Origin of the sequence: Thermogemmatispora carboxidivorans, assembly GCF_000702505.1 — a bacterium.
Lineage (GTDB): Bacteria > Chloroflexota > Ktedonobacteria > Ktedonobacterales > Ktedonobacteraceae > Thermogemmatispora > Thermogemmatispora carboxidivorans.
Genome location: NZ_JNIM01000001.1, coordinates 4,478,833 through 4,502,135 on the forward strand (window position 1 = coordinate 4,478,833; position 23,303 = coordinate 4,502,135).

A 23,303-nucleotide genomic window follows, 5' to 3' on the forward strand; every position below is an offset into this window, starting at 1 on the left:
GTCTTCTGGCAGGGCAACCCGCTATCTTCTCTCCCTCCCGCTCTAGAGTCAGACTTGAGAGGCACGAGGTCAGGGCTGCAATCTGATTTGCTGGTTGCAGCCCTGACTTCTTGTTCTTTTCCTGCCTGGCCTGTCATTGCCAGTGATGATCAAGCCGACAGTGTGTGGTCTCTGTCTGGCCTAGCGTCTGGTGCTGGCCTGGCTGCGGTTGAGCACCGGGATCTTGGAGACCGTCCAGCGGTCGTTGGGGCTGGCGACCTCGAACTGGACCATCGAGATGGCGTCGGTTGGACAGCGGACGATGCAGAGGCCGCAGCGGATGCACTTCTCCTCGTCGATGATCATATCGGCGCCGCCCTCCCAGGTCTCGGTTAGCTGGTGCAGTGGATCGCCTTTGACCACGCGCGAGAGGCCTTCCATGCTGATGCAGTCGTAGGGACAGATGTCGACGCAGCCCGAGCAGAGGATACAGATCGAGGGGTCGATCATGATGTTGAGCTGGCACTGCAGGCAGCGCCGTGCCTGGATGACCGCCTGCTCGGGGGTATAGCCGGTCTCGGTCTCGCGCGTGTAGCTATAGCGCTCCCTGACGGGCAACGATGGAATATTCTCATGCGGGATCGACTCGTAGTCGTCGACCATGCCGCGGCGGTAGTCGGGCAGTTCGATCTCTTCGGGTGGCTCCGCCGGCTTATCCTGCCCGCCGAGGTAGCGGTTGATGGCGATGGCGGCATCGCGCCCGTCGGCGATGGCTGAGATCAGGTTACGCGAGCCTTCGGTGAAGTCGCCGCCGGCGAAGAGGCCGGGGTAGCTGGTCATCCAGGTCTCGCGGTCGATCAGCGGCACGCCAGTGCGGCGATTGACCTCCAGATTCAGCTCTTTGGCCGGTATCCAGGAGGAATCGCTATACTGACCGAAGGCGGCGATCACCATATCGATCTCATCAAGAACGAACTCGCTGCCCGGGATGGGGATCGGGCGACGGCGTCCGCTGGAGTCGGGGTCGCCGAGCTTGTTGCGCACGAACTTAATGCCGCTGACGTGAACGCCATCCTTGCTCAGGATTTCGGTCTGCGTGACCAGATACTGGAACTCGACGTGTTCGCGGATTGCCTCGTCGACCTCGTACTCGTCGGCAGGCTGCTCCTCCTTGGAGCGGCGGTACATGACGTAGACCTTGTCGGCGCCGAAGCGGATGGCGGTGCGGCAGCAGTCCATCGCGGTAAAGCCGGAGCCGAGGACGACGACGCGCTTGCCGACAAAGACCGGTTCACCATAGTTGGTCTTGGCCAGGAATTCGATGCCGTTCATGACGCCGACGAGGTCGGCCCCGGGGACGACCTTGCCGTCAGGCCCGGTAATGGGGTTGGAGATGTAGCAGCCGGCGGCCAGGAAGACAGCATCGTACTGCTTGAGCAGGTCGGTGAGCTGGATGTCACGCCCAACGCGCGTGTTGTAGATGGCCTCGACTCCGAGGTCCTCCATGTACTCGTTGCACTCTTCGTAGGTCACACTGCGCGGCAGACGCCAGATGGGGATACCGTTGACCATGACGCCGCCCGCTACAGGGTCGGCCTCGTAGATGGTCACTGGATAGCCCATCTCGCGCAGGTCGCGGGCGCAGGCGAGGCCGGCAGCACCAGCTCCGACAATGGCCACCTTCTTGTCTCTGGTGATCGGGGGCCGCTCGGCGTGATGACGGAACTGGCGGTGATCCGCAGCCGCACGCTTGAGCCAGCAGATGGCAATGGGCTTGCCGTCGATCTTGTTGCGCCGACAGACCGGCTCACAGGGGCGCGCGCAGGTGCGCCCCAGGACGCCCGGTACGACGTTGGCCTTGCGGTTCAGCAGGTAGGCCTCGTCAAAGCGCGCCTGCGAGATGAGGCCGATGTAGGTTGAGACGTCGGTATGCGCCGGACAGCCTACCTGGCACGGTATATTGGTTTGATACCAGTCAGGGCTGGCCAGAAAAGACTGGTATCGGGGTTCCAGTTCGCGATCAGGATCAATCATAGCAGGAGAATCCTTTCCTGAGCATCCGGTTACTTGCTCTCGTCGCCCGGAGTCACGTTTCGGCTCTGCCTGAACGAATGGGTGGAAGCCAACGCGGGCCGCGGGGCGCTCACCTCGCCTCTCTTTGTCCTTATCCTTCTTCCTTACTCTGGCCGGGTAACCGCTTGATCGGTCTGCTTTGCTGGCGGCCTTTCCTTCTGCCTGCTGAGCGGCTGACCCCTTCGGCGGCCTCGCCAGGCTTCCCCTTCCCTCTCCGGTTTTCCGGTCAATGCACAGGTTCAGCTTGCTTTGTTTGCTGTTGCTAGCGTTGGCTATTGACGAGACTGGACCGCTCTGCGGGGCGGTGTATTTCTTCCGTCCGTCAGATTATAGCATAGCGCATGGAGAGGAACAAGGCGCAAAGGGGCCAGAGCCTGGCTGTCAGGCTGCCTGAAATTGCCTGGATTGAGCGGTTACGCTGCTGAAGCTGCTGCCGGGTTTGCCGGGTTGCCCCGACGCCAAGCCTGGTCCTGCGCCCGCCTCTTGGCTTCCCATTTGCCGTTTGGCCACATTTAGTGCGTGTGATGGATGACTGTGGCTTCTTCGGCTTCGGCCTCGACAGGTAGCGGCGAGGCGATAAGACCAGCCAGGAGGGCGGCACGCGGCGCAACGCTGTCGAGCAGGAGGTACTCATCGGGGCTGTGGTCGTTGCCGCCGATGGGACCAAGGCCGTCGAGTGTGGGTACACTGTAGAGGGCGGCATAGCTGGCGTCGGAGGCGCCGCCCGTCAGGACATGCTCCAACGAGAAGCCGAGCATGGCGGCGATGGCCTGAGCCTGCTCTGCCAGGCGATGCGCGGCAGGTGTGCAGACCAGGGGATGCTTGAGATGGGGATCTTCTTCTAGCTCCAGACGTACGCCGGGGACGCGCTGCTGCTGGAGCAGGCCCAGCCAGCGCTCTTCGGTGGCCTCTTTATCTTCCAGGTGCAGGAAACGCAGGTCGAAGCGCGCTTCGGCGTAGTCGGGGATAACGTTGGTGGCAATGCCACCGTTGATGAGGCCAGGGGTAACGGTGAGGCCCGCACGCCAGCCGGAGAGGCCGGCAAATTGGAGGACCTGATGGGCCAGCTCAACGATGGCGTTGCGGCCTTTTTCGGGTTCGACCCCGGCATGGGCGGCTCTGCCGTAGGCGCGCAAGGTGTAGCCAGCGTTGCCTTTGCGCGCACTGACGATGGCGCCGTTGGCACGGGCGGCTTCCAGGACAAAGGCTCGGTGGGCGTCATGTAAGACCTGCTCCATAAGGTCGTCGCAGTGACGGACGTTGATTTCTTCGTCGGAGACACAGAGGAAGCGCAGCTCGCCAAAGGGCCGGTAGTTGAGAGCCTGCAAGGCTTCGAGGGCGTAGAGCGCCGCCAGGATGCAGCCTTTCATGTCGCAGACGCCAGGGGCGTAGAGGCGGTTGCCTTCACGGCGCAGGGGACGTGCAGCGGCGGTGCCTATGGGATAAACGGTGTCGCTGTGAGCCAGGAGGACCACGATGTCATCGCGGTCACCTTGGCCGTGCAGGGTGCCCAACAGGTCATTCCCCCACTCCTGGCGTTCGACAATGGCGACCTCCATGCCAAGGGCTTGCAGACGAGCAGCAAGCCACTCCGTCGCTTGGTCAATGCCAGCTTTATGAAAGGTGAAGGTTTCAAAAGCACAGAGGGTGCTCAGCTCATCAATATAGCGCGCCAATCGCTGGCGGACATAGTCTTCAACGCTTCGGACAAGTGTGTGCAAATCCATGACTGCCTCCCCACGAGCCAGGGTGTGTTTCTTGTAATTGAACGAGAGGATAGATGAGATGTGACCTCTTGTCAAGGGTTTGGAGGACATTTGTCTTTCATCTGTGACACATCGATACATCGACACATTGCTCTATCATAGGCCCTCAGCCTATCTCGCCGCCGCCATACCGGCAGTGCAGGAAGAGCTGAACGTACCGTGCTTCGCGACACTATGCTGGACGGACACTTTCGCATACTTGCTGCCCTCTGTGGCAGAGCGGTGACAGAATCCTGGCGATGAAGTTGCGAGCTACTATTGCTGCCTTTGCTACTACCATTCAGCACGCGATGATCATGTTATATATATTGACAACTGTAAATATCAGAAGTTATATTACTAAGCAGATTTGTAGATCTCTTGATAAGGGGAGAAAGCTATTATGGCAGCTAGCTCTTCTGGTCCAGAAGATGAGGGGCTTGTGCAGGTGTCACCATCGAGTCTACAGAGTGCCTCTCATCCTTTTCATATGACAGCCAAGCAGATCTCAGATTTAAGTCAGACACTGCAAACAACGCTACAATGGATGGTTAATGACTCAATGCTCGCTGCCGAGCTCCTCCGCTATGCTCTTGATATGCAGCAGTTTGGGCTGGCCCTACAGATCTCTATGGAATGTCAGATTCAGGCTCTTCAGCGCATAGGCTTCAACCTGGGCCTGACAGGCTTGATCTTTGAGGGGCTGGATCTGCAGCTCCAGCAGCGGTTTGAAGAGGTGGCTTTCCCTGGTTTTGAGCCTGATTTCGAGCCGAACGGCGCTGTTTTCAGGCCGCAGATGAGTGGTCTGATGCCAGGGCAGGAGCATCCTGGTCTGACCACCGATCAGGAGGGATGGTCAACCAGACCTATCTCCCCGCAAATCGTGACGACCAATCCCCTCCAGACACCCACCACTGGTAGCTTTGAGCCAGATCCAATCTTGGCGCCAGAGTCGATTTTCACGGCTATTGCTCCGGAGAATATTGTCCACCCCGAGCAGAACAGTCCTTCACTTCAACTGAAGCAGCAGAATCCTGGTTTGCAGGCTGGTTCTCTATCGCCATCTTCGTTTGCCCCCAACCCTGAAGGCATATCTCAGCGTAGCTGGCAGCCGCAGCCGCAGCCTCAGCCAGAGGGAGCGGGATGGCAAATCGGACCGGGCATCAGTTTTCAGCTCCCTTCTTCTGAGGAGGAACCTTGATAGATAGTTGCTAGCCGGCGGTCAGGAGTAAGAATCGCTATCTGGCAGTTTCCTGGCCGCCCCTGACTGTCCTATGCGAGTCGGCAGGCTTTTCCCGCATTGCAATCGTCGCTGGAGCTGAGCGGCTTTCCGACTCCCTGCAGCCTCAGCCTTGGTAGACAGACAGACGGTGCGTGTTGCTAGCGCATGCTCATGAGAGGAAAGCATATGGGCAAAGCTGATGATCTTGAACAATTTGCAGATTCCTTGCGTAAGCTAGCCGGCCAATGCAGCACTACCAAGCAGATCATTGATCAATATATGCAGGGGTTGCAGGGGGTAGTTGACGGATTACAATCGGGCCAGCAGCGCTGGGCAGGCCAGGCAACTCAGGCATTTCGACAGGCCTGGGCTCAGGCGCGAGGCGATCATCGGCACGTCTCCAACGGCCTGCAGGTGCTCATCAGCTCCTGCCAGACCGTTGCTGATCATATCGATCAGGCCGTGCCCGCTATCCGACGCTATGAGCTACTGCAGCAGCTCGAGCAGGAGATGGCTCAGCAGCAAGCTTTGCGCTCTCCGCTCATTGATCCTTCGTCGTCTTTCTCCTCATCCTCCTCCGCAAATGCTGATCCGATTCAGCAAGGCTTGGAGGGGGCGATGGAGGAGGCTTCAAATGCCGAGGCGCTGCTGGCTGCTCTCTTCTCCAGCCAGAGCGAGCAGTTGGAGGAAGCCATGAAAGACCTCGGCTTCTGCAGCACTGGCGAGGAGGAGGACGAGCATGATAGAATGAATGACGGAATAAGGGCGCTCACGTCTGCTGATGGCGGAGAGGGGGCGGGCCAGGGACAGCCACCCGCTGAGGATGGACAGCCTGGTTCTGAGGGCCAGGCATCCGATGAGTCTGGCGTCTCCCTACTGCCAGGCTCAGACCAGCCTTCCCAGCCTGGCTCCAATCAATCTGCCTCTGGCGCGGCCCAGGGATCAAATCAGACGCTACTCGCTCGTCTTAAGCAAACGTTCAACCAGATAAGGCAAGAGCTGGGATTAGGTCCCTGGAGCCGCAACCCAGATGATGGCCAGACCCTCGCCGTCGTCTTCGCTCACGGTGAGGACTTTTGGGGTATAAACGGGGAAAATGCACGTGAACCTGAGTTGGACCCAAAGCAAGGGGCAAGGATAAATGCCATTAGTCCTAGCCATGCAGAGTTAGACGCGCTGAACGATCTTCTGCGCTACAGAAAAGCCAACGGGCTGACTGGAGGAAGTGCAGTACTATGGGTCGATCGCGAACCTTGTAAGGCCTGTGGCCTGTTTGGTGGACTAAGGAGTGCTGTGCGGATTCTTGGCCTTGACAAGCTTGAGGTCTTCTTTCTTTGCCATGATGGCACTCTTGGTCAAATGCTTGTTCAGCCGTGATTGCTTTTTCTGTCTCTCCTTTTGATTGATTCACATACCGCCTGAAAGGAGGCTGATCACTGCTATGACATCGTCCCCTCCTTGGCGCCTCTCCCTTGGCTCCCAAGGCAATGATGAGATTCACGACCCCTCCTGGTCCCAGATCGCCGACGCCTTCTTCTCCCTCGACGGCCAGTGCGGGCATCGCGACTGGCTCTCCCTTATCAGTCCTCAGCAGCAGTCGTTGATCATCTGCGGCGGCAACTCCCGGCGCTTCCTCGTCTCCCACCTCCTGGCTGCTTCCTGGGATGCCGACCCTTTACCCCTTCCTACCCGCTACCTGCAGGCCGTCGATTTGGACCAAACTGGCCCCGACCTGCCCCTCTGCCTGCAGCCCCCAGTCTCCTCCCCCGCTTACGCCGTCCTCTCCTGGCCCCTCCTCTCCCAGATCGCCCGCCGCTTCTTCGAGGACGGCCAGCTCTACCTCCGCAGTGGGCTGCGCTGGGAGATCGAGACTACGCCTCCCCCCACCTTCCTTCCTGTTCCCCCTTCCTCTCCCGCTGTCTCCCTTCATGCTTCCTCCCCCTCCCTCCTTGTCCTCGGCCCCTCCTCTTCCCAGTCCTTCCCCTCCCCCGACTGGTCCGACCTGGAAACCGCCCTCTTCTGCCTCGACGGCCACTCCCTCACCCACGTCCTCCTCACTCACCCCGACCGCGGCACCCTCGCCGTCCTCGGCGGCCTCCAGCAACGCTACGCTGTCTTTCTCTTCCCCCCCAACCAGCGCTTTCCGGTCGTCTCTCTGCAGGTCATGGACCCCTCCCTGGCCGGCCCCGAAGTCGAGCTGTGCATCCAGACCCCCGCTCAGTTTCCGTCACGCATCGCCATCGGCCAACGCCTCGCCTGGAAGATCCTCCAGCAGTTCTATCGCACCCAAACCATTCCGCGCGACGTGCACTGGCTCCTCGAGGTCTTCTGACCCCGCTGAAACAAGAAGCCGTCTTCTCGCAGGCTTAGGCTCCGGCGAGAGGCACCCGGCACTAGCACCAGGAATACAATGCGATAGATGACTGGAGCTGACAGGCTATCCAGCCCTCCCCCCCTGACGAATCTTTATCAAAAATTTGAGCGGTAAGTACCTCGTTGTCGTCTGCGATGAAGACGGCGAAGTCGTGACCGCCTTCTTCGCCAGGAATAGAGAAGAGCTTAACCGATCTGCACGCGCCAACGGCTGGATCTTCGTCAATTGAACACACATTTGGCACCTGCTATACTCGGCTAGAAGCACTCAATGCACTGAAGGTCTGTATCCTCAGTCTTGAGAAAGGGGGACAACTGTCACAATGGTTCAGTGTGGCCCTACTACCTTGCACCAGTCCTTTAGCCTGTGCTTTGAGCTGGCTGCTTCTCCTCCTGAGACTGCTGATGTTCCTTCCCCACTCTGGCTGCGACTTCTCCTCTATCCCCATCCCGCCTTCGGGTCTTTCTCGCTGCAAACACCCTGGACTCCCTGCTCCATGCCTGCTTTCCATCAGCTTCCCGCCTATCTCGAACGCCACCTTGAACTCTTGCACGCTGACCTCGACTCTGAATCCCCCCCTCTTCAGGCCAACGATCTCCCCTTCCTCCTGCAAGCTTTCGCCGCTGACCTAGCTCCCACGCCCTCAGATTCCCTCTCCTTCCCTATCCGTATTCTCCTGCAAACTGGCTTCTCTTCACGCTGGTCCTGCCCTGTCTTTGCTGGCGGCGAAGAGACTCTGGCCCTCTCTTCCCTCTCTCAGTTTCTCCCCTGTTGGCAGCAGGCTTTCGACGCTCTCCCCACCTTATTGCCTTCCCCACCATCCCCCTCACGGACCCTCCCCCCCAGCTACCCCGGCCCTTCTCAACCTCCTTCTGCGCTACTTCAGGGACTTCCTCCCCAATCCTTCACGCTCTCCCTCCCGACCGAAGGCTACACCTTCCTCCTCTCTCTCTGGCCACTCCCCACCCCCCGAAGCTACCTGGGCCTTCAGTTCGCGATAGCACTCCCCTGCAGCACAGGCCGATGGTGGTTACATGAACGCACCTCGTCCTTTCTTCCGGCTGCTGATCTCTTCTCTCCAGCCGACTATTTAGAACACCATTTGCATCAGTGGCAGCGTGACCCTTCCTCTATTTCCCCAGAGTGAACCAGCTCTGAGCTTGATCTCCCCATGCAAGCTCAAGGCGGGCAGCGCTTGCCGGATGGCTCTGGCGCTGTGCAGCTGCTCTGCCTCCCGCTCTTTTGCTCCAAAACTGACAAGCAGACGATCCGTCTGGGAGGTCTCGCCCCTGTCGATAGAGCAGTCTTGCAGGACTTTCTTGCCTCCCTGCACCTCTCCCCCGAGCAGCTGGGAGCGATCAATGATCCCTCCGCCCTCTACTTAGCTGCTCGCTCCCCTACCCAGGCGAGGCCTCTTCTCCCCCGGCTTTTGTCGCACTGGCAAGGAAGAGAACTAGCCAGCCGCTGAGGATGGGTCGTCTCGCTGAGCGGAGGACAGCTTCCCTGCGACTCCTCTCGTCCCCGCAGGTCGGGATTCTCCGCCCGCTGCTGACCAGCCAGACTAACCATCGCCCCAGCAGCTTCCTCGCCATGACCTGACCTGGGATGAGCAGCAGGGTGGCCATACCCTCTCCCGCCATGTCAACGTGACTGAGGATCAGGTCCGCCAACGGGCTGAACAGAGAGCTGGTGAGGCACGTCAGAGGATCATCGCAGCGCAAAGAAGAGGCCGCTTACGCGGACAAGATCCTAATGCAGTTACTGCTCAAGCAAGTGCTTTTTACTCTCTCGATAGAGCAGAGGAGGCCATCCAATATGTCCTTGATCACAGCACTCCACAACAACTGCCTAATGGACGAATGATCTACTCAGGCACCTTTCTCGAGAATGTAGGCTATGTCTACACCTATGACTGGCAAACGAGCACGTTCGTGCGCAGTGAAGCCGATGCACTTCTCATCGTCATAGAAACTGCTCCCGATGGCACAACCTTTATCTTGACAGCCTACCCTATCCTGTAGAGTGCGATGGAGCATATACACTGAGAAGAGCCAGACGTTCTTACATCTTCTAATCAGCCAGAAGGAGGATGATCATGCTGACCTTCACTCGTCACCCCCTGACTGACAGGCCCCTATCACAGCCAGTGATCGCGGCGCTTACAGATGGTCCAGAGAATCGGGTCGGCGTCGCCCTCCTCACCACCGCTGAAGCTACAACCAGTCCTGCAGAAAACTCCATCTGCCAGCTTGGGGAACTCTCTCTTTCCACTCCTTCTCAACCGGGACGCCTGCGCCTCTGGCAGGGTAAAATCCTTCCCCCTCGTGCCACCGCGGATCTCCTCCTTACTTACTCCCCTTCTCTTCAGGAATGGCTGCTGCTGCTAGGTAGTGAACAACAGCTATCCTTCTACCGTAGGTTTCCCTCTCAAGAACTCTGGCTTCATCTCTGGTCAATCGGTCATGACTTTCCCCGAAGAGGGCCGCGCTTTCCCCTTGAATTCTGGACTCATCAGGGGGAAAGCTTTCTCCTCTTCCTCGAGCAGGAAGGATCTGTAGATGAGGTCTCTGACGACTCTCTCTTCTTCTGCCGCTGGAAGCAGTCCTATCCCACCGATGAGATGCTCCTGCGCCGCCAGACCTTCTGTGATCGAGTCTGCACTTTGCCCAGCCAGCACCAGGTTGTTCTTGCTCTCTGCCAACGCTCCTTGGAGTTGACCTCACCACCCAGCACTCTGCGTCGCGGCCCCGGCCTCTGGCGCCTCGGCCTGGAAACCTTCTCCCTCTCCTCCGGCCAGCTCCTCTCCTCCTTCTGGCCCGACCACCTCTCCCTGCCCATCCGCTCCCTCTCCTTCCCCTCCGACGACCTCCTCGACCACTACCTCCCTTCCCTCTCCCTCGCCTCCGGCCCCTCCGACCCCAATGGCTCCCCCTCCTACTTCGCCGCCCTCTCCCTCCCCCTGCAGGCTCCCTCTCGCCCTCACGACCACCTCTCTCGACCCGCCGTCCCCCCACAGGGCGTCGGCTCCCTCTTCTGGCTCTCCTCCTCCCTTGCTCCCCTCTCCTCCCTCCCCTGGCTCGGCGCTTTCCCCTCCCTCGTCCCCTCCGGCTCCTCCCTCTTCGGCTCCGACCTCTTCCTCGACTCCTGGCGCCTCTGGCGCTGGCTCCCCTCCTCTCCTTCTCCCTCCTCCTTCCTCCTCCTTGACTCCTTCCCTGCCGACCCTTCCTCCTTCTTCTCCCTGCTCGCTCCTTCCTCCTCCTCTCCTTCTTCACACCCTCCTACTCACTTCTGGTCCCTACTCGCTTCCCCCAACCAGCTCCTCCTCTCCCTCCGCCGCTCCTCCGACGGCTCCCTCCTCGACTCTCCCTCTCTCTCCCCCACCTGCGCCCTCCCTTCCCCAACCCTGAGGTTCTTCCCGCTCTCGCCCTCACCGACCCCGACGGCTCCCCTCGCCTCGTCCTCCTCGCCTCCGACTCCAATGGCTCCCTCTCCCTCGTCGAGGTCTTCCCCTCCTGACCCCCTTCCTCCCCCTCCCTCTGCTGCCAGACCGTCCTGGCTCTCTCTCACCCCCAGCCAGGACGGTTCGGTTCACCCCCTCCACCCGCTACCACTTCTCCCTCCCCCCGTCGGAAGATTCTCCCAGATGCGTTGCATCTGCCCCCGGCATGCCCGGCGCTTTCTCATCCGCTGGGACAGATGCGTCTTCCTGTACCGTGACAGTCGTCTTTTTCTGTTGCTCTACAGCTCACCCACACACAAGGAGGTTGATCACTGCTATGACCTCGCCCCTTTCCTGGCTGCTCTTCCTCGGCTCCCAAGCCGAGGAGGAGATCTCTGACCCCTCCTGGTCCCAGATCGCCGACGCCTTCCACTCCCTCGACGGCCAGTGCAGGCGCCGCGACGCCCTCATTCTCTGCTGCCCCAGCTACGGCACTCTCCATATCTGCGGCGGCAACTCCCTGCGCTTCCTCGTCTTCTTCGAGCTGGGACCCGAATGGCTTGCCTCCTTCGCTACGGCCCGCTTTGTCCCTACCCGCTATCTGCAGGCCGTCGATCTGGACCAGGCCGGCCCCGACCTGCCCCTCTGCTTGCAGCCCCCCTTCTTCTCCCCCTCCTACACCGCCCTCTCCTGGCCCCGCCTCATCCAATCCGTCCGCTCCTTCGTCGAGAAAGGCCAGCTCTACCACAAGTGGGAGATCGAGACCGAACCGGCCCCCCCTTTCCTTCCTGTTCCCCCCTCCTCCCTCGTCGCCTCCCCTCACGCTTCCTCTCCCTCCCTCCTCGTCCTCGGTCCCTCCTCCTCCCAGTCCTTTCCCTCCCCCGACTGGTCCGACCTGGAAACCTCCCTCTTCTGCCTCGACGGCCATTCCCTCACCCACGCCTTCTTTTCCCGCCCCGACCGCGGCACCCTCGCCGTCCTCGGCGGCCTCCAGCAACGCTACGCCCTCTTCTTCTTCCCCCACGACCAGCGCTTCCCGGTTCTCTCCCTGCAGGCCATGGATCCCTCCCTGGCCGGTCCCGAAGTCGAGCTGTGCATCCAGACCCCCGCTGCCTTCCCGTCACGCCTCGCCATCCGCCAACCCCTCGCCTGGCACATCCTCCAGCACTTCTATCACACTCTAACCATCCCCCGTGATGTCCACTGGCTCCTCGGTGTTACACCCCAGTGAGACAGGAGGCAGCCTTCCTGCTGCCTTCACCTCGCTCAGCCCAGCCTGGTACGCTGGCGCTCCCTCCCACCCCCTGCTATCCTGCCGGGGTCTCATCCCCCCTGCCCTTCTATGGGGGCTGGTACACAGACAGCCTCCTACCTATCCTACTCCCTCCCCCGTCTTCATCACTCCTTGTAGTATCCATTGGATCAGGCTGCTGCTTCCTTGCCAAGCAGCATATCAATTCCAAAGGAGGTGGCTTGCTCCCATGACATCGTTCATGTCCTGGCTGCTCTCCCTCGGCTCCCCAGCCGAGGAGGTGCTCACCGATCCCTCCTGGTCCCAGATCAGCGACGCCTTCCTCTCCCTCGACGGCCAAAGCCCTCGCAGCTGCTGGCTCTCCCTCACCAGTCCTCAGCAGCAGTCGCTGACCATCTGCGGCGGCCACTCCCTGCGCTACCTCGTCCTCTTCCACCCTCGCCCTCCCAAGCCCGCTCTGGCCCACCCGTTCCCCACCCGCTCCCTTCAGGCCCTCTACCTCTTTCAGTCCGGTCCCGACCTGCCCCTCTGCCTGCAGCCTCCTCTCCTCTCCCCCTCCTACGCCACCCTCCCCTGGTCTCCCCTCCTTCACCTCGTTCGCCACTTCTGGCAGACCGGCCTGCTCCTCCTTCACTCCCCACAGCACCCTCAGATCGCCTGGTCCCTCCAGACCGATCCTCCTCCCTCCTCTCTCCCCACACTCCCTCCCCCACAGCCCGATTGGTCTTCTCCCTCCACCCTCTTCCTGCAGGGCCCCAGCGTTTCCCAACCCTTCCTCGAACCAGACTGGTTCGAGTTGAGTACCGCTCTATGCCACCTTGACGGCCAGACGCTCACCCATGCCTTCTTCTCTCGCGCCAACCGCGGCACCCTCGCCGTCCTCGGCGGCCTCCAGCAACGCTACGCCCTCTTCTTCTTCCCCCACAACCAGCACTTCCCTGTCACCTCCCTCCTCGCCTTCGATCCCTCTCTCGCTGGCCCCGACATCGAAGTCTGCAGCCAGCCCCCTACCAGCTCCCCCTCACGCACGGCCGTCCAGCAGCCGCTCGCCTGGCGCATCCTCCAGCACTTCTATCACACCCAGACTATTCCCCGTGATGTCCACTGGCTCCTCGATGGCCAACCCAACCCTGCTCTAGCTAACTAACGCCAAGGGCTGCACCCCTCTTCCTGCCGCCCTATCCCGCAGGCCCTCAGCATCACCTCCGGCTGACCTCGCTGGGGGCCTGCTCCCTCCCTGCCCTCGCTCTCCTCTCCTTTCTCAGCTCGAACCTGTCCCCCAACTTCCGGCTCCTCTCGCCACGGCTCCTCTCGCCGACTTCCTCGGCTCCTTCCCCTCAACGGCCCCAACCTCCCTGCACTGACCACCCACTGAGGACAGACAGCCTGGCTCAGAGACGAGTGGTCTACTCAGGCACCTTTCCCGAGAACGTCGGCTATGTCTACACCTATGACTGGCAAACAAGTACGTTCGTGCGTAGTGAAACCAATGCACTTCTCATCGTCATAGAAACTGCTCCCGATGGTACAACCTCTATCTTGACAGCCTACCCCTACCCTCTCCTGTAGAGTGCGATGGAGCATATACCCTGAGCAGAGCCAGGCGTTCTTACATCTTCTAACATCTTCTAATCGGCCACAAGGAGGATCTTCATGCTGACCGTCACTCGTCACCCCCTGACTGACAGGCCCCTATCACAGCCACTGATCGCGGCGCTGACAGATGGTCCAGAGAATCGCGTCGGCGTCGCCCTCCTCACCGCCGCTGAAGCTACAACCAGTCCTGCAGAAAACTCCATCTGCCAGCTTGGGGAACTCTCTCTTTCCACTCCTTCTCAACCAGGACGCCTGCACCTCTGGCAGGGTACAATCCTTCCCCCTCGCGCCACCTCGGATCTCCTCCTTACTTACTCCCCTTCTCTTCAGGAATGGCTGCTGCTGCTAGGTAGTGAACAACAGCTATCCTTCTACCGTAGGTTTCCCTCCCAACAACGCTGGCTTCCTCTCTGGTCAATCGGCCATGACTTTCCCCAAAGAGGCCCCCGCTTTCCCCTTGAATTCTGGACTCATCAGGAGGAAAGCTTGCTCCTCTTCCTCGAGCAGGAAGGATCTGTAGATGAGATCTCTGACGACTCTCTTCTTCTGCCGCTGGAAGCAGTCCTATCCCACCGATGAGATGCTCCTGCGCCGCCAGACCTTCTGCGATCAAGTCTGCACTTTGCCTCGCCAGCACCAGGTTCTTCTTGCTCTCTGCCAACGCTCCTTGGAGGTGACCTCTCCACCCAGCACTCTGCGTCGCGGCCCCGGCCTCTGGTGCCTCGGCCTGGAAACCTTCTCCCTCTCCTCCGGCCAGCTCCTCTCCTCCTTCTGGCCCGATCACCTCTCCCTGCCCATCCGCTCCCTCTCCTTCCCCTCCGACGACCTCGTCGACCACTACCTCCCTTCCCTCTCCCTCGCCCCTTGGCCCTTCCGACTCCAATAGCTCCCCCTCCTACTTCGCTGCCCTCTCCCTCCCCCTGCTGGCTCCCTCTTCCGGCACTCCTCCTCTCTTGATCCCCTCTCCTCCCTCCCCTGGCTCGGCGCTTTCCCCTCCCTCGACTCCTGGCACCTCTGGCGCTGGCTCCCCTCTCCTTCCTCCTGGCTCCTCCTCGACTCCTTCCCTCTCTCCCACCTGCGCCCTCCCTCGCCCTCATCGACCCTGACGGCTCCCTCTCCCTCGTCGAGGTCTTCCCCTCCTGACCCCCTTCCTCCTCCCTCCCTCCCTCTGCTGCCAGACCGTCCTGGCTCTCATCCTCACCTCCAGCCAGGACGGTTCACCTCCCACCACCCGCTACCGCTTCTCCCTCCCCCCGCCGGAAGATTCTCCCAGATGCGCTGCACCTTCTCAGCCACAGGGACAAATACGTCTCCCTGTGCTGCGACGGTCATCTCTCTCTGTCGAGCTACACCTCACCCACACACAACACAAGGAGGTTGATCACTGCTATGACCTCGTCCCTTTCCTGGGTGCTCTTCCTCGGCTCCCAAGACCCTGAAGAGCTCCTTGACCCCTCCTGGTCCCAAATCACCGACGCCTTCTTCTCCCTCGACGGCCAGTGCGTCCGCCGCGACCTGCTCATTCTCACCTGCCCCAGTTATGGCTCCCTTCATTTCGGCGGCGGCAACTCCCAGCGCTTCCTCGTCTTCTTCGAGCCTGTACCCGCCTGGGTGGCTCCTCACACTGCCGCCCGCCTCACTTCTACTCGCTTTCCTACTCGCTACCTCCAGGCCGTCGACCTGGACCAGACCGCTTCCGACCTGCCCCTCTGCCTGCAGCCCCCAGTCTCCTCCCCCGCTTACGCCGTCCTCTCCTGGCCCCGCCTCTCCCAGCTCGCCCGCCGCTTCTTTGAGAAAGGCAAGCTCGACGGCTACTGGGAGATCGAGACTGAGCCCGCTCCGGCTTTCTTGCCTGTTCCCCCTGCTCCACCGGCTGACTCCCCCCACCTCTCCTCTCCCTCCCTCCTCGTCCTCGGTCCAACCTCCTCCGACTCCTTCCCTCTCCCCAACTGGTCCGACCTGGAAACCGCCCTCTTCTGCCTCGACGGCCACTCCCTCACCCACGCCTTCTTTTCCCGCCCCGACCGCGGCACCCTCGCCGTCCTCGGCGGCCTCCAGCAACGCTACGCCGTCTTCTTTTTCCCCCAGGGTCAGCCCCTCCCAGTTTTCTGGCTGCAGGCCATGGACCCCTCCCTGGCCGGCCCCGACGTCGAACTGTGCATCCAGGTCTGTGTCGAGTGGCCCTCGCGCACTGCCGTCCGGCGGCCGCTCGCCTGGCACATCCTGCAGCACTTCTACCAGACCCTGACCATTCCCCGCGATGTTCACTGGCTCTCCCTTTAAACACGCTGGCGCAGACACCTTGATGACGCTCGGAAGCCGGGGAGCAACCCTTCTCCTCCTCTTCCTCATCGCTGCTGCTCCCCTCTCCTGGCTCGCCCTGCTTCTTCCCTCATGTGCACCTGACCGACACCACAGGAGGTTGTTTGTACCCATGACGGCGCTCCATCCCTGGCGGCTCGCTCTCGGCTCCCAAGACCAGGTCGCGATCCTTGACCCTTCCTGGTCCCAGATCTCCGACGCCTTCTTCTCCCTCGACGGCCAAAGCCCTCGGACCTGTCGGCTCTCCCTCACCAGTCCTCAGCAGCAGTCTCTCACCATCCGCGGCGGCCACTCCCGGCGCTTCCTCGTCCTCTTCGACCCCAGCCCCTCCAGGCCCGCTCCGGCCCCTCTCATCCCTACCCGCTCCCTGCAGGCCGTACACCTCCACCAGACCGGCCCGGACCTGCCCCTTTGCCTGCAGCCCCCTCTCCTCTCCCCTACCTACGCCACTTTGTCCTGGCCCCTCCTTGTTCCCATCGCCCGCCACTTCCTCGCCCACGGCGAGCTCTACCGCTCCCTCCCCCACCAGCCAGACTTAGGCTGGACACTCGAAACCGACCCTCCCCCTCACACCCTCCCTGTGCCCCCCTCCCCACGACCTGACCTCGCTCACACCCCCACCCTGCTCGCGCTGTCTCCTGATACCTCCGACCTCTCCGTCGCACCAAACTGGCACACCCTCATCACCACGCTGGCCTTCCTTGACGGCCAAATTGTCACCCACGTCTTCCTCACCCTCCCTGACCGCGGCACCCTCGCCATCGTCGGCGGCTTCCAGCAACGCTACGCCGTCTTCTTCTTCCCCCACAACCAGCGCTTCCCTGTAGAAACCCTCCTCGCCTTCGATCCCTCTCTCGCTGGCCCCGCAGTCTCGGTCTGCACCCAGCCTCCTACCAGCTCCCCCGCTCGCACCGCCCTCCAGCAGCCGCTCGCCTGGCGCATCCTGCAGCACTTCTATCACACCCAGACTATTCCCCGTGATGTCCACTGGCTCCTCGATGTCCAACCCTTCTCTAGCTAACTAACGCCCAGGGCTGCCCTCCTCCTGCTGCCCTCCCCGCAGGCCCTCAGTACCACCATCCACTGCCCCGCTGGGGGCCTGCTCCCCCCGCTCTCGCTTATCTCTCCCTTCTCGACTCGAACCTGTTCCCCACCTCCCAACCCTCTAGCCCTGCCTCCCCTCGCCAACCCCCTTGGCTCCTCCCCCCTATCCACAGCCCCAACCTCACCTACTTTGACCCCGCTCCCTGCCCAGCCAGATCACCCCCTATCGCCCGCCCATCTGCTCATGCCCCTACAAACTGCCGAGGAGGCTGTCCAGTACGCCCTTGATCATGGTACTGCAGGTATTCCTCGCCGGGGCCCTGGTGGTACAATAAGGACTACCTATAGAGCTACTTGCCCAGAAATGATCGGCTACGTCTATGCGGCAGATCGCTCCCGCTACGAAACAGCCAATGTCGAAGTAGTCCTTGTTACCCGTCCCGATGGGTCAAGCTTTGTCTTGACAGCTTTCCCAACTCGGAGACCCTAGTATCCTGCTAAAATGTGCAATCTAATGCAGCTCTACCATTCCGGAGGTGCCTGTGATGCTCTCTCACACCCTTCACCGCCTTCCCACTCAGGCCCAAGACCGTCCCTTGCTCTCTCCTCTGGCAGCTGCCCCCAATGGTCACGTTGGTTTCTTCCTGGCTGCCCCAGAGATTAAGCTGCCAGCGTCACAACCTTTCCCCCCTGGCCCCACTTCTCTATCTTGTTCTCTTGGCATCCTTACCAGCCCTCGAGCAGTCCCACCCAATTCGAGACTGCAATTCCTTCCTCTTCACTTTAGGCCAGCCTTATCCTCCTCTGTCCTCCTGCGCCCTGCCCCTCAGTACCAGGGCTGGTTGCTCGCCTCCACTCCTCGCGACTCCCTTTCTCTCTACCTCTTCGGCTACCCCTCATTCGAAGCTTACCCCGACCCCGATGCGGCCCGGGCTGCTGCCTTTGACCCTTCCTGGCGCGACCTCGACTCCTGGTTGATTAGCCGCAGCACCTATACCTTTTTCGAAGAAAAAAGACCGCTCCAGCTGCTTTGCCAGCCGGAGCAGGTCTTCCTGGTCTTCCTCCAGTTCCCAGAAGACGAGATCGCCGATGCCACGCTCTTCCTGCTGCAGTGGCTCCCCGAGCAGCCCCACCGTCCCCCCCAGCTGCTCACGCTCGCCCTCTTCGATGATGTCTCCGTGCTCCACCTCCCCCCTGACCTGCTGCTGAGCGCCGGCATCCGCCGCTTCCTGGAGCCTGGTCCCGCCAGCCTCGAACGCCGCGGCCCCGGCCTCTGGCGCCTCGGCCTGGAAACCTTCTCCCTCTCCTCCGGCCAGCTCCTCTCCTCCTTCTGGCCCGACCACCTCTCCCTGCCCATCCGCTCCCTCTCCTTCCCCTCCGACGACCTCCTCGACCACTACCTCCCTTCCCTCTCCCTCGCCTCCGGCCCCTCCGACCCCAACGGCTCCCCCTCCTACTTCGCCGCCCTCTCCCTCCCCCTGCGGGCTCCCTCTCGCCCTCACGACCACCTCTCCCGACCCGCAGTCCCCCCACAGGGCGTCGGCTCCCTCTTCTGGCTCTCCTCCTCCCTTGATCCCCTCTCCTCCCTCCCCTGGCTCGGCGCTTTCCCCTCCCTCGTCCCCTCCGGCCCCTCCCTCTTCGGCTCCGACCTCTCCCTCGACTCCTGGCGCCTCTGGCGCTGGCTCCCCTCCTCTCCTTCTCCCTCCTCCTTCCTCCTCCTCGACTCCTTCCCCGCCGACCCTTCCTCCTTCTTCTCCCTGCTCGCTCCTTCCTCCCCCTCTCCTTCTTCACACCCTCCCTCTCACTTCTGGTCTCTGCTCGCCTCTCCCAACCAGCTCCTCCTCTCCCTCCGCCGCTCCTCCGACGGCTCCCTCCTCGACTCCCTCTCTCTCCCCCACCTGCGCCCTCCCTTCCCCAGCCCAAGAGTTCTTCCCGCTCTCGCCCTCACCGACCCCGACGGCTCCCCCCGCCTCGTCCTCCTCGCCTCCGACCCCAACGGCTCCCTCTCCCTCGTCGAGGTCTTCCCCTCCTGACCCCCTTCCTCCCCCTCCCTCCCTCCCTCTGCTGCCAGACCGTCCTGGCTCTCTCTCTCACCCCCAGCCAGGACGGTTCGGTTCACCCCCTCCACCCGCTACCGCTTCTCCCTCCCCCCGTCGGAAGATTCTCCCAGATGCGTTGCATCTGCCCCCGGCATGCCCGGCGCTTTCTCATCCGCTGGGACAGATGCGTCTTCCTGTACCGTGACAGTCGTCTTTCTCCGTTGCTCTACAGCTCACCCACACACAACACAAGGAGGTTGATCACTGCTATGACCTCGTCCCTCTCCTGGGTGCTCTTTCTCGGCTCCCAAGACCCTGAAGAGATCCTTGACCCCTCCTGGTCCCAAATCACCGACGCCTTCTTCTCCCTCGACGGCCAGTGCGTCCGCCGCGACCTGCTCATTCTCACCTGCCCCAGTTATGGCTCCCTTCATTTCGGCGGCGGCAACTCCCAGCGCTTCCTCGTCTTCTTTGAGCCTGTACCCGCCTGGGTAGCTCCTCACACTGCCGCCCGCCTCACTTCTACTCGCTTTCCTACTCGCTACCTCCAGGCCGTCGACCTGGACCAGACCGCTTCCGACCTGCCCCTCTGCCTGCAGCCCCCAGTCTCCTCCCCCGCTTACGCCGTCCTCTCCTGGCCCCGCCTCTCCCAGATCGCCCGCCGCTTCTTTGAGAAAGGCGAGCTCGACGGCTACTGGGAGATCGAGACTGAGCCCGCTCCGGCTTTCTTGCCTGTTCCCCCTGCTCCGCCGGCTGACTCCCCCCACGCCTCCTCTCCCTCCCTCCTCGTCCTCGGTCCAACCTCCTCCGACTCCTTCCCTCTCCCCGACTGGTCCGACCTGGAAACCGCCCTCTTCTGCCTCGACGGCCACTCCCTCACCCACGCCTTCTTCTCCCACCCCGACCACGGCACCCTCGCCGTCCTCGGCGGCCTCCAGCAACGCTACGCCGTCTTCTTTTTCCCCCAGGGTCAGCCCAACCCAGTTTTCTGGCTGCAGGCCATGGACCCCTCCCTGGCCGGCCCCGACATCGAACTGTGCATCCAGGTCTATGTCGAGTGGCCCTCGCGCACTGCCGTCCGGCGGTCGCTCGCCTGGCGCATCCTGCAGCACTTCTACCAGACCCTGACCATTCCCCGCGATGTTCACTGGCTCTCCTTTTAAACACGCTGGCACAGACACCTTGATGACGCTCGGGAGCCGGGGAGCAGCCCTTCTCCTCCTCTTCCTCATCGCTGCTGCTCCCCTCTCCTGGCTCGCCCTGCTTCTTCCCTCATGTGCACATGACCGACACCACAGGAGGTTGCTTGTACCCATGACGGCGCTCCATCCCTGGCGGCTCTCTCTCGGCTCCCAAGACCAGGTCGCGATCCTTGACCCTTCCTGGTCCCAGATCTCCGACGCCTTCTTCTCCCTCGACGGCCTCAGCCCTCGGACCTGCCGGCTCTCCCTCACCAGTCCTCAGCAGCAGTCTCTCACCATCCGGGGCGGCCACTCCCTGCGCTTCCTCGTCCTCTTCGACCCCAGCCCCACCAGGCCCGCTCCGGCCCCTCTCATCCCTACCCGCTCCCTGCAGGCCGTACACCTCCATCAGACCGGCCCGGACCTGCCCCTTTGCCTGCAGCCCCCTCTCCTCTCCCCTGCCTACGCCACCCTGTCCTGGCCCCTCCTTGTTCCCATCGCCCGCCACTTCCTCGCCCACGGCGAGCTCTACCGCTCCCTGCCCCTCCAGCCAGACTTAGGCTGGACACTCGAAACCGACCCTCCCCCTCACACCCTCCCTGTGCCCCCCTCCCCACGACCTGACCTCGCTCACACCCCCACCCTGCTCGCGCTGTCTCCTGATACCTCCGACCTCTCCGTCGCACCAAACTGGCACACCCTCATCACCACACTGGCCTTCCTTGACGGCCAAATTGTCACCCACGTCTTCCTCACCCTCCCTGACCACGGCACCCTCGCCATCGTCGGCGGCCTCCAGCAACGCTACGCCGTCTTCTTCTTCCCCCACAACCAGCGCTTCCCTGTAGAAACCCTCCTCGCCTTCGATCCCTCTCTCGCTGGCCCCGCAGTCTCGGTCTGCACCCAACCTCCTACCAGCTCCCCCGCTCGCACCGCCCTCCAGCAGCCGCTCGCCTGGCGCATCCTGCAGCACTTCTATCACACCCAGACTATTCCCCGTGATGTTCACTGGCTCCTCGATGTCCAACCCTTCTCAAGCTAACGCCAAGGGCCGCCTCTCGCTCACCCCGCAGGGGGCCTGCTCCCTCCCAGGCTCAGGCCCCCCTCCCCGTCAGGCGGCAGGGGCCTCCCCGGCACCTTCCACCAGCCAGAGGGAGGGTGTATAACATAAGCAGGCAACAAACCGCCCACAAGCAGCAGACAACCCTGCCCTAACTCAATACCAACAGCAACTGATTAACTCAGCCTGGAAAGGAAGAAGTACAGCATGTCGCAGCACGAGCATTCAGGCCCGGCAGGGCAGCCGGGCACCAGTGGACCGCGCACCGTCCGCGCCCCGCGAGGCACGCAGCTCTCCTGCAAAGGTTGGCAGCAAGAGGCAGCCATGCGCATGCTCATGAATAACCTCGATCCCGAGGTAGCCGAGCGGCCCGACGACCTGGTCGTCTACGGCGGCTCAGGACGGGCTGCCCGCTCCTGGGAAGCCTTCGATGCCATCGTCCGCGCCCTCAAAGAGCTGGAAGATGACGAAACCCTGCTTGTCCAGTCCGGCAAGCCCGTTGGGATCTTCCGCACCCAGCGCGACGCGCCGCGCGTCCTCATTGCCAACGCCAACCTCGTTCCCCACTGGGCTAGCTGGGACGAATTCCGGCGCCTCGAAGCCCTGGGATTGACCATGTACGGGCAGATGACCGCCGGCTCCTGGATCTATATCGGCTCTCAAGGCATCGTCCAGGGCACCTACGAGACCTTCGCCGAAGCCGCCCGCCAGCACTTCGGCGGCACCCTCCGGGGGAAATTTGTCCTCACCGCCGGCCTCGGCGGCATGGGTGGCGCCCAGCCTCTGGCTATCACCATGAATGAAGGCGTCTGCCTGGCCGTCGAGGTCGATCCGCAGCGCATCCAGCGGCGCCTCCAAACCGGTTACTGTGATGAGATGGCCAGCACCCTCGATGAGGCCCTGGCCCAGATCCGCGAAGCCTGCAGCAATGGCCAGCCGCTCTCAATCGGTCTCATCGGCAACGCCACTGAGGTCTACAGCGAGCTGGTCCGCCGCAACATCATTCCCGACCTGGTCACCGATCAGACCGCCGCCCACGACCTCCTGAATGGCTACATCCCCGCTGGCCTCTCAGTGGACGAAGCCAAAGACCTGCGTCAGCGCGATCCCCAGGGATATATTGAGCGCGCCCGCCAATCGCTCGTCAGCCAGGTCCGCGCCATGCTCGACATGCAACGACGCGGTGCCGTTGTCTTCGACTACGGCAACAACCTGCGCGGCCAGGCTCTTGCCGCAGGTGAGCAACACGCGATGGACTTCCCCGGCTTCGTCTCCGCCTTCATCCGCCCCCTCTTCTGCCGGGGCAAAGGACCGTTCCGCTGGGTGGCCCTCTCAGGCGACCCCGAGGATATCTATCGCACCGACGAGACCATCCTCGAACTTTTCCCCGAGGACCAGGCCCTGCGCCGCTGGCTCACCCTCGCCCGCGAGAAGATCCACTTCCAGGGTCTGCCCGCCCGCATCTGCTGGCTCGGCTACGGCGAACGCGCCAAAGCTGGCCTGGCCTTCAACGAGCTGGTCGCACGCGGCCTGGTCAAGGCCCCTATCGTCATCGGACGTGACCATCTTGACAGCGGATCAGTCGCCTCGCCCTATCGCGAGACCGAGGGCATGAAGGACGGCAGCGATGCTATCGCTGACTGGCCCATTCTTAATGCCCTCCTCAATACGGCCTCGGGCGCTACCTGGGTCTCTTTCCACCACGGCGGCGGCGTTGGCATCGGCTACTCACTCCACGCCGGCCAGGTGATCGTCGCCGACGGTACCCCCGAAGCGGCCCACCGCCTGGAACGAGTGCTGACAAACGACCCCGGCATCGGCGTCATTCGTCACGTGGACGCTGGCTATGAGGAAGCCCTGACCTGCGCTCACCAGTGGGGCCTGAAGTTACCTATGTCCCCACGCTCGTCCACACAATAATCATCGCTCCCATCGGCAGCCATAAGAAAAGCAGACTGGGACCCTCTCCTCTCTCGG

At 62.1% G+C, this 23,303-nt stretch carries 17 protein-coding genes; 13 read left to right on the forward strand and 4 right to left on the reverse strand.

The features are described 5' to 3' along the window. Positions 1–180: 180 nt before the first annotated feature. Both N688_RS17610 and N688_RS17615 read right to left on the reverse strand, forming a co-directional pair. Positions 181–2,013 (reverse strand): FAD-dependent oxidoreductase, encoded by a 1,833-nt coding sequence (locus N688_RS17610; protein ID WP_052890510.1) that lies wholly within the window; start codon positions 2,011–2,013, stop codon positions 181–183. Between the two features lie 551 nt (positions 2,014–2,564). Then, positions 2,565–3,779, reverse strand: coding sequence for a M20 family metallopeptidase (locus tag N688_RS17615; RefSeq protein ID WP_052890511.1), 1,215 nt, complete (start codon positions 3,777–3,779; stop codon positions 2,565–2,567). Between the two features lie 580 nt (positions 3,780–4,359). On the opposite strand from N688_RS17615, the gene N688_RS17620 reads away from it, so the two are divergent. From N688_RS17620 to N688_RS24105, 4 genes are all read left to right on the forward strand, one after another. Beyond that, positions 4,360–4,998 (forward strand): hypothetical protein, encoded by a 639-nt coding sequence (locus tag N688_RS17620; RefSeq protein ID WP_156025491.1) that lies wholly within the window; start codon positions 4,360–4,362, stop codon positions 4,996–4,998. A gap of 207 nt (positions 4,999–5,205) precedes the next feature. Next, entirely contained in the window at positions 5,206–6,396 is a 1,191-nt protein-coding gene (locus tag N688_RS17625; RefSeq protein WP_052890513.1) for a deaminase, read from the forward strand. Between the two features lie 64 nt (positions 6,397–6,460). Continuing rightward, positions 6,461–7,351: a hypothetical protein gene (locus N688_RS17630; protein ID WP_052890514.1), complete on the forward strand. Its 891-nt coding sequence runs from the start codon at positions 6,461–6,463 to the stop codon at positions 7,349–7,351. Between the two features lie 1,901 nt (positions 7,352–9,252). Then, positions 9,253–9,414: a hypothetical protein gene (locus N688_RS24105; RefSeq protein WP_156025492.1), complete on the forward strand. Its 162-nt coding sequence runs from the start codon at positions 9,253–9,255 to the stop codon at positions 9,412–9,414. A 431-nt stretch (positions 9,415–9,845) separates the two neighbouring features. Here the strand turns inward: N688_RS24105 and N688_RS17645 are convergent, their stop codons facing one another. Together N688_RS17645 and N688_RS22985 are read right to left on the reverse strand one after the other, a co-directional pair. After that, entirely contained in the window at positions 9,846–10,094 is a 249-nt protein-coding gene (locus tag N688_RS17645; protein ID WP_052890517.1) for a hypothetical protein, read from the reverse strand. 18 nt (positions 10,095–10,112) lie between these two features. After that, the gene (locus tag N688_RS22985) at positions 10,113–10,376 is read right to left on the reverse strand and encodes a hypothetical protein (RefSeq protein ID WP_156025493.1); all 264 of its coding nucleotides are present in this window, start codon (positions 10,374–10,376) and stop codon (positions 10,113–10,115) included. A 793-nt stretch (positions 10,377–11,169) separates the two neighbouring features. Between N688_RS22985 and N688_RS23830 the strand changes: the two genes are divergently transcribed. The 9 genes from N688_RS23830 to hutU all read left to right on the forward strand — a co-directional run bounded on the left by N688_RS23830 (position 11,170) and on the right by hutU (position 23,246). Next, on the forward strand, positions 11,170–12,063 hold the full coding sequence (locus N688_RS23830) for a hypothetical protein (RefSeq protein WP_052890519.1): 894 nt from the start codon (positions 11,170–11,172) through the stop codon (positions 12,061–12,063). Positions 12,064–12,313: 250 nt separating this feature from the next. Continuing rightward, positions 12,314–13,231 carry a hypothetical protein gene (locus tag N688_RS17660; protein ID WP_156025494.1) on the forward strand — a complete coding sequence of 306 codons (918 nt, stop codon included), beginning with the start codon at positions 12,314–12,316 and terminating at the stop codon, positions 13,229–13,231. A 969-nt stretch (positions 13,232–14,200) separates the two neighbouring features. Next, positions 14,201–14,566, forward strand: coding sequence for a hypothetical protein (locus N688_RS17670; RefSeq protein WP_156025495.1), 366 nt, complete (start codon positions 14,201–14,203; stop codon positions 14,564–14,566). Positions 14,567–15,069: 503 nt separating this feature from the next. Next, a complete protein-coding gene (locus N688_RS17675; RefSeq protein ID WP_052890523.1) occupies positions 15,070–15,963 on the forward strand; it encodes a hypothetical protein in 894 nt (297 codons plus the stop codon). Between the two features lie 151 nt (positions 15,964–16,114). Next, positions 16,115–17,023 (forward strand): hypothetical protein, encoded by a 909-nt coding sequence (locus N688_RS22995; RefSeq protein ID WP_156025496.1) that lies wholly within the window; start codon positions 16,115–16,117, stop codon positions 17,021–17,023. A gap of 865 nt (positions 17,024–17,888) precedes the next feature. Then, on the forward strand, positions 17,889–19,079 hold the full coding sequence (locus N688_RS23000; protein ID WP_156025497.1) for a hypothetical protein: 1,191 nt from the start codon (positions 17,889–17,891) through the stop codon (positions 19,077–19,079). A gap of 275 nt (positions 19,080–19,354) precedes the next feature. Next, positions 19,355–20,248: a hypothetical protein gene (locus N688_RS17700; protein WP_052890528.1), complete on the forward strand. Its 894-nt coding sequence runs from the start codon at positions 19,355–19,357 to the stop codon at positions 20,246–20,248. A 151-nt stretch (positions 20,249–20,399) separates the two neighbouring features. Continuing rightward, positions 20,400–21,308 carry a hypothetical protein gene (locus N688_RS23005; protein ID WP_156025498.1) on the forward strand — a complete coding sequence of 303 codons (909 nt, stop codon included), beginning with the start codon at positions 20,400–20,402 and terminating at the stop codon, positions 21,306–21,308. A gap of 225 nt (positions 21,309–21,533) precedes the next feature. Then, positions 21,534–23,246: a urocanate hydratase gene (gene hutU, locus N688_RS17715; RefSeq protein WP_052890531.1), complete on the forward strand. Its 1,713-nt coding sequence runs from the start codon at positions 21,534–21,536 to the stop codon at positions 23,244–23,246. The last annotated feature ends 57 nt before the right edge of the window (positions 23,247–23,303 follow it).

Excerpts from the sequence above, each read along its gene's own strand:
- N688_RS17610 (WP_052890510.1), bottom strand. The coding sequence starts at position 2,013 with ATGATTGATCCTGATCGCGAACTGGAACCCCGATACCAGTCTTTTCTG.
- N688_RS17615 (WP_052890511.1), bottom strand. The coding sequence starts at position 3,779 with ATGGATTTGCACACACTTGTCCGAAGCGTTGAAGACTATGTCCGCCAG.
- N688_RS17620 (WP_156025491.1), top strand. The coding sequence starts at position 4,360 with ATGCTCGCTGCCGAGCTCCTCCGCTATGCTCTTGATATGCAGCAGTTT.
- N688_RS17625 (WP_052890513.1), top strand. The coding sequence starts at position 5,206 with ATGGGCAAAGCTGATGATCTTGAACAATTTGCAGATTCCTTGCGTAAG.
- N688_RS17630 (WP_052890514.1), top strand. The coding sequence starts at position 6,461 with ATGACATCGTCCCCTCCTTGGCGCCTCTCCCTTGGCTCCCAAGGCAAT.
- N688_RS24105 (WP_156025492.1), top strand. The coding sequence starts at position 9,253 with ATGATCTACTCAGGCACCTTTCTCGAGAATGTAGGCTATGTCTACACC.
- N688_RS23830 (WP_052890519.1), top strand. The coding sequence starts at position 11,170 with ATGACCTCGCCCCTTTCCTGGCTGCTCTTCCTCGGCTCCCAAGCCGAG.
- N688_RS17660 (WP_156025494.1), top strand. The coding sequence starts at position 12,314 with ATGACATCGTTCATGTCCTGGCTGCTCTCCCTCGGCTCCCCAGCCGAG.
- N688_RS17670 (WP_156025495.1), top strand. The coding sequence starts at position 14,201 with ATGAGATCTCTGACGACTCTCTTCTTCTGCCGCTGGAAGCAGTCCTAT.
- N688_RS17675 (WP_052890523.1), top strand. The coding sequence starts at position 15,070 with ATGACCTCGTCCCTTTCCTGGGTGCTCTTCCTCGGCTCCCAAGACCCT.
- N688_RS22995 (WP_156025496.1), top strand. The coding sequence starts at position 16,115 with ATGACGGCGCTCCATCCCTGGCGGCTCGCTCTCGGCTCCCAAGACCAG.
- N688_RS17700 (WP_052890528.1), top strand. The coding sequence starts at position 19,355 with ATGACCTCGTCCCTCTCCTGGGTGCTCTTTCTCGGCTCCCAAGACCCT.
- N688_RS23005 (WP_156025498.1), top strand. The coding sequence starts at position 20,400 with ATGACGGCGCTCCATCCCTGGCGGCTCTCTCTCGGCTCCCAAGACCAG.
- hutU (WP_052890531.1), top strand. The coding sequence starts at position 21,534 with ATGTCGCAGCACGAGCATTCAGGCCCGGCAGGGCAGCCGGGCACCAGT.